4 protein-coding genes are annotated in these 6,360 nt (G+C 73.1%); all 4 read right to left on the bottom strand.

Going from position 1 to position 6,360, the window contains the following annotated elements; genetic code table 11:
- Positions 1 to 18 precede the first annotated feature (18 nt).
- Positions 19 to 2,100: an ATP-dependent DNA helicase gene (locus tag AN218_RS11240; protein ID WP_070016682.1), complete on the bottom strand. Its 2,082-nt coding sequence runs from the start codon at positions 2,098 to 2,100 to the stop codon at positions 19 to 21.
- 52 nt (positions 2,101 to 2,152) lie between these two features.
- The gene (locus AN218_RS11245; protein ID WP_070016695.1) at positions 2,153 to 3,985 is read right to left on the bottom strand and encodes an IucA/IucC family protein; all 1,833 of its coding nucleotides are present in this window, start codon (positions 3,983 to 3,985) and stop codon (positions 2,153 to 2,155) included.
- Between the two features lie 180 nt (positions 3,986 to 4,165).
- Positions 4,166 to 5,002 (bottom strand): GNAT family N-acetyltransferase, encoded by an 837-nt coding sequence (locus tag AN218_RS11250; protein ID WP_244900402.1) that lies wholly within the window; start codon positions 5,000 to 5,002, stop codon positions 4,166 to 4,168.
- A 34-nt stretch (positions 5,003 to 5,036) separates the two neighbouring features.
- The coding region (locus AN218_RS11255; protein ID WP_275936968.1) for an IucA/IucC family protein at positions 5,037 to 6,360 on the bottom strand (1,324 nt) is incomplete at its 5' end.

Below are 6,360 nucleotides of genomic sequence, written 5' to 3' on the forward strand. Positions count from 1 at the left end.
CGGCCGACTCCCGGGCGGCTACGCCCCGGCGCGCTCCTTCGCGGCGCCCTCCTTCGCGGCGCCCTTGGGCGCTGCGTCGATGGCGGCGGCGTCGATGGCGGCGAGGGAGCGGCGGACCTGATTGCGGTCCGTCGTGTACCAGAAGTCCGGCATCGACGCCCGCAGGAAGCCCCCGTACCGCGCCCGCTCCAGCCGCGGGTCGAGCACCGCGACGACGCCCCGGTCCCCCGAGGCCCGTACGAGCCGTCCCGAGCCCTGCGCCATCAGCAGCGCCGCGTGGGTGGCCGCGACCGCCATGAAGCCGTTGCCGCCGTGCTCCTCGACGGCCTTCTGGCGGGCGCTCATCAGCGGATCGTCCGGGCGCGGGAAGGGGATGCGGTCCATCACGACCAACTGGCAGTTCGCGCCCGGGACATCGACGCCCTGCCACAGCGAGAGCGTGCCGAAGAGACATGTCGCGGCGTCCTCCGCGAAGCGGCGGATCAGTTCGCCGAGCGTCTCCTCGCCCTGGAGCAGGATCGGCACGTCGAGCCTGCCGCGCAGCTCCTCCGCGGCCGTCTGCGCGGCCCGCATCGAGGAGAACAGGCCGAGCGTACGGCCGCCGGCCGCGCCGACCAGTTCGGCCAGCTCGTCCAGCATGTCCCGCCGGGTCGGCTCACGGCCGGGCGGCGCCAAGTGCCCGGCCACATAGAGGATTCCCTGCTTGCGGTAGTCGAAGGGCGAACCGGCGTCGAGGCCGCGCCACTGCGGCATCTCCTCCTCCGCCGAGCCCCCGCCCTCACCGCCGGGGACGTCGCCGTCCAGGACGCGTTCGGGAGCGAGCCCCAGGGAGGCCCCGACGCCGTCGAAGTCGCCGCCCAGCTTCAGCGTGGCGGAGGTGAGCACCACCGAGCGGTCGGTGAAGAGCTTGTGGCGCAGCAGCCCCGAGACCGACAGCGGGGCGACGCGCAGCGAGGCGCCGAACCGGTCGTGCCGCTCGTACCAGATCACGTCGAACTCGGAGCCCTGCACGACCCGTTCGGCCACGTCGTGCACGTTCTCCAAGGAGGCGAGGGCCTGTTTGCGAACCGCGTCCTCGTCCTGGACGGATCTGTCACGGGTGTTGCCGAGGGACGTGACGCCCTCGCGGGCGGCGTCGCGCAGCGCCATCAGGGCGTGCGCGAGATCCTCGGGGACGGTCTCCAGCCGTCCGGGCAGGGCCAGTTCCATCAGGCGCTCGAAGCTCTCGGACGCCGTCTGGAGCCGGTCGGCGGTCTTCTCGTCGATCAGCTTCGCCGCGCGGCGTACGGCACGGTTGACGCTGCCGGGCGTCAGCTCGCCCGTGGCCACGTTCGTGACGCGCGAGACCAGTTCGTGTGCCTCGTCGACGATGAGGACCTCGTGGCGGGGCAGCACCGGGGCGTCCTCGATGGCGTCGATCGCGAGCAGCGCGTGGTTGGTGACGATCACCTCGGAGAGCTTGGCCCGCTCACGGGCCGCCTCGGCGAAGCACTCCTGCCCGTACGCGCACTTCGAGGCGCCCAGGCACTCGCGCGAGGAGACCGACACCTGGGCCCAGGCGCGGTCGGAGACGCCCGGCTTCAGATCGTCCCGGTCGCCCGTCTCCGTCTCGTCCGACCAGTCGCGCAGCCGCAGCAGGTCCTTGCCGAGGCGGGAGGTGGGGGCGGCGGCCGAGGTGGGGTCCCCCATGCCGAAGGCCAGGGGAGGATCGAAGAGGCCCTCCTCCTCTTCCTGCGGCACGCCCTCGTGGAGGCGGTGCAGACACAGGTAGTTGGAGCGGCCCTTGAGCATCGCGAAGGCGGCACGGCGGCGCAGCAGCGGGTGCAGCGCCTCGACCGTACGGGGCAGATCGCGCTCGACGAGCTGCCGTTGCAGCGCGAGCGTGGCCGTCGCGATGACGACGGGCTCCCCGTGCGCCAGCGCCGGAACGAGATAGCCGAGGGACTTGCCGGTGCCGGTGCCCGCCTGGATCAGCAGATGGGTGCCGCCGTCGACGGCTTCCTCGACGGCTTCGGCCATGGCCACCTGACCAGGCCGTTCCGTACCGCCGACGGCGGTGACGGCGGCGTGCAGGAGATCGGTGAGGGCGGGCTTGCTCATAGGTCCGACACCCTACGCGGCACCTCTGACACCGCGTCCGCTCCCGGTGGTCTCACGCCTGGTGCAGGGGGTTGGCGACCGTGCCGTGCACGGCGGCGTGCGGGCGCTCGGAGCGGTCGCGGTAGCCGTCCCTGTGCAGCCGGTTGCGGTTCAGACAGAGGCGCGCGATGCGCGGCGTGAGCAGGTCGAAGGCGGCGAAGCGCTCCTTCAGCTCGGGGAAGCGGGCGTGGTGGCGCTCGGTCTCGGCGCGCAGCAGCGCCCAGAACTCCCGTTCGGGCACGCCCAGTTGCTCCTCGTACAGCGGCGCCAGATAGCGGAAGACGCCCACGAAGAGCCCGCTGTGGATGAACTGCGTGAGGAAGTGCGGCGGTTCTCTCAGCAGCACCTCGCGCACCTCCTGCGGCATGTCCTCCAGTTCGGGCAGGGGCTCGGTGCTGACGTTGACGTCGTCGACGAAGTCCTTGACCGCCAGCCGCACGGGCACGTCGTCCTCGTCGAAGATCACGACCGCGTTCTCGCCGTGCGGGGAGAAGACCGTGCCGTAGCGGTAGAGGAAGTGCAGCAGCGGGGGCAGCAGCGCCGCGAAGAGCCGGCGCAGCCACACGCGCGGCGGCAGGCCGGAGCGTTCGACCAGCTCCGCGGTGACGGAGCGCTCACGGGCGTCGGTGTGGATGAGCGAGGCGAGGGTACGGGCCCGCTCCCCCGAGTCCAACTGTCCGGCGAGCGGTTCGCGCCAGATGCAGCCGAGCAGTTCGCGGTACTGGTACGGGACCTGCGGAAGCCGGTCGTAGAGCGGATGCCGGACGGTGACGGAGGCGACCTCGCCCAGCAGCACGACCCGGCACTCCTCCCGCAGGAAGGCGTCGCCGTCGCGCAGGGCGTGGATCCACCGGGTGACGGCGGGCGCCGCGAGGGTGCGTTCCGTCGGAAGGCCCCGCCACACAAGGGTGTTGAGGATCGAGAGCGGAAGCTTGACCGTGTGCCGCTCGGGCCGGCTGGTGTTGAGGAAGGTCCGCACGGACTGCTGGGGCAGACGCAGATCGCCGTCGGTGCCGAGCGGGACGATGTCGCCCTTGGCGAGGCAGTCCGCGAACAGCGGCGCGATCGTCTCGTCCCACTGCCAGGGGTGTACGGGCAGCAGCAGATAGTCCTCGGCGGGCAGTCCGCGCGAGCGCAGCGCGTGGCGGAACTCGCGGAGCGTCTCCGGGCCCAGTTCGCGTTCGTAGAGGCGGTAGGGCTCCGCGAGGGTGGGCACACCGCGGTAGGCGGCAAGCCCGTTGCGTACGGCGATCCAGGGGAGGCGCTGCGCACGGCGGGCCTCGGGCGCCCAGCGGACGGCGTCGGAGGCGGAGAAGCCCAGCCGGCCCTTGTTCGCGACGAGCCAGGGGTGGCCCTTCTGATGGCCTTCCAACTCGGCGTATCCGAGGTCCGCGAGGCGCGCGGCGGGCAGTTCGCGCTCGCTGAGGCGTACGTCGGCGAGCAGTGTCGCGGAGAGTTCGCGGATGAGATGGCCGGTGGTGTCGCCGGTCAGACCGAGGAGCGCGTCGTGCGCGCGGAGCACGAAGCCGAAGGGGTCGGCGTCGGCGGGCGTGAGGGAGGCGGGGTCGATGTTCCAGTGGCCGTAGGCGCCGCGCCGGGCGCGGAAGCGGAGGGTGAGGTCGTCGGCGACGCGGAGGCGGTACGGGCGGTAGGCGGCGCGTCCGGAACGGGGCTCGGGGACCGGGGCGGCCTCCGGGTCCGGTTCGGTCTCGGAGTCAGGGTCGGTCTCGGAGTCAGGGTCGGGCAGCGGACGGATGATCCCCTCGTACGCGAACTCGCCGATCATCTTGGCCAGAAGACGTCTGCCGGCCCGCCGCCAGGTGTCCCGGTCCATGCCGGGCGGCATGCGCAACGCGGCGGGGTCCTGCGGATCGTCGTGGCAGTCGTCGCGGACGGGCAGATGCACGGCGGTTCTCCTTGTTCGGGGACAGGGCGGCGGCACGGGACCGGGGCGGAGCACGCGGCGCAACGGCCGGGCGCGCGAGCGCGGACGGGAGCGGACCGCCGTCCGCGTGCGCCCGTACCGTCACAGCACCTCGCGCAGCGCCCGGTCCCGCACCATGAGCGCGGCACGCTTCCCGGGCAGATCGACCTCGGCCGACAGCCGGAACCCGGCGCTCAGGAACGCCGCGACGGAGGCGACGTTGCGTACGTCCGGCTCGGCCAGGACCCGTCCGCAGCGCGGCCGCCGGTCGAGCACGAGGTCGGCGACGGCCCGCAGCAGGGCCGTACCGAGACCGCGTCCGCGGTCCGGCACCCCGCCGATCAGCAGATGCAGCCCGGTGTCGTGCGGACGGGCGCGGAAGTGGCGGGCGAGGGGGTCGAGGTCGGCGCGGTAGATCTCCCAGTAGCTCATCGGGACGCCGTCGAGGACGCCGAGGCAGGGGACGCTGCGTCCGTCGCCGTCGAGTCGGGACCGCAGATGGGCGGCCGTCACCTCTTGCGGACCGTCCAGCTCCCAAAAAGCGGCCACCGCGGGGTCGTTCATCCAGGCGGCGATCAGCCGCACGTCGCGCTGCGGGCGTACGGGTACGAGACGCAGCGTGCCCACCGGTGTCTCCGCGGCAGGCCAGGCGGCGACGGAGTCGAGCAGATCGGGCCGGGGCGCGGGGAGTTCGGGCGCGAAGGGTTCGACCGGGCCCAGATGATCGATTACCGCCCCGCTGGGGAGCCAGCCGGCCGCGGGGACGTCGCAGAGGCGCAGATCGAGGGTGTCGTCGGCGTCGGGCGACGCGGACGGTCCGGACGGCGACGTCTCAGGGCCCCAAGTCCCGGGCGCCGTCGGCGGATCGGCAGGGAGCTCGGAAGGCAGAGGCGCCGGGCCGCCCGCCGGGTCGGCGGCCCCCGGCTCAGGAGGCTTCACGCGGACGCGCCTCCTCTCGCCCCCGGTACGGCCCTCACCGGCACAGCGGGTTGGCGATCGTGACGTAGACGGACTGGGTGTCGACGGAACCCACGAGTTCGTCCATGCCGTGCAGCCGCGTGAGCAGATTCGCCTTGCAGCGCAGCGTCGGCGACTCCAACAGCAGTCGGGGCAGCGCCGATACGGGACCGCCGCCGCAGCCGTACGCCGTGCCCGACCCCTGCGCGTCCCCGTGTCCGCGCGCGCTTCTGCGCAGGAACTGGCGGGCGGCGGCGAGCAACACCCGCTCGTCGGCGAGGCGTTGTACCCCGAAGGCCCCGATGAGACCGAGGACGTTGTTGATGCCCAGGTAGTACGCGAAGCGCTCGTCCACCACGGCGTCGTCCACGAAGGAGTCGCTCGCCTCGCCCAACCGCCCACCAGGCAGGCGCTGTCGGAGCGCGTCCCTGCGGGACTCACGGAAGTAGTAGCCCTGGTTGTCGCGGTAACGTCCCCCGGCCGGCCACCCCGCCTCGTCGAGCAGCACCAGCGTGTTCTGCTGGTGGGCCTCCAGGGCGATCCCGGCGTGCGCGTCCAGCCAGAGCACCGGTTCCACGACGGCGTCGAGATAGCGCAGGAACCACTCCGTGGCCACCGTGGTGAGGGTCCGCTCCGTCCGCGCGGCCAGCCCCTCGATCACCGCCGCGAGCCGGGAGCGCAGCACCCCGGACTCGGCGCCGGGCCACGGCTGTTCGGCGGTGAGCCCCGCCAGGCAGACGGCGTCGTCCGAGGGGCCGAAGGGGTTGTGCCGTACGACGGTGTCCAGGCCCTCAAGCGGCTGTCCGTCCGGGCCGTTCACACCGAGCCACGCTGGGTCGCGGACGATGTCGAAGCCGGGGTGTGCGGCCCGCCACTGCGCGCCGAGCCCGGAGCGCAGCACCCGGTGCACCTCCAGACCGCGCAGCAGCTCCTTACGGAGGTTGTCCCGGCGGGAGTTGGTGATCGGCAGACCGAGGGAGAGCTTGAGCATCGCGGGACCGCCGGGCCTGGCGACCGTACGGACCGAGGACGTGGGATGCCAGAGTCCTCCCGCCTCGCCCAGGTCGTGCAGCAGCCCCTCGGCGAACAGCCGGGCCGCGGCGGGCCGGTGGGCCAGCCGCTTGGCCTGCCACGGGTGCAGCGGCAGCGGCACGGTGCCGGCGGGCAGCCGGGAGACGAGCGCCTCGCCGGCGAGGCGGGCGGCCAACTGCGGTGCGGGGACGGGCCGTCCGCGCTCCGTCCAGGCGGAGTCGCAGGCGAGGACGGACTCGTGGGCGGCGATCCAGTGCAGCGGGAAGGCCGCCCGCAGCTCGGGCGCGTACGCACGGCACTCCTCGTCC

Source organism: Streptomyces nanshensis (assembly GCF_001751255.1).
Classification (GTDB): domain Bacteria; phylum Actinomycetota; class Actinomycetes; order Streptomycetales; family Streptomycetaceae; genus Streptomyces; species Streptomyces nanshensis_A.

Excerpts from the sequence above, each read along its gene's own strand:
- AN218_RS11245 (WP_070016695.1), bottom strand. The coding sequence starts at position 3,985 with ATGCCGCCCGGCATGGACCGGGACACCTGGCGGCGGGCCGGCAGACGT.
- AN218_RS11240 (WP_070016682.1), bottom strand. The coding sequence starts at position 2,100 with ATGAGCAAGCCCGCCCTCACCGATCTCCTGCACGCCGCCGTCACCGCC.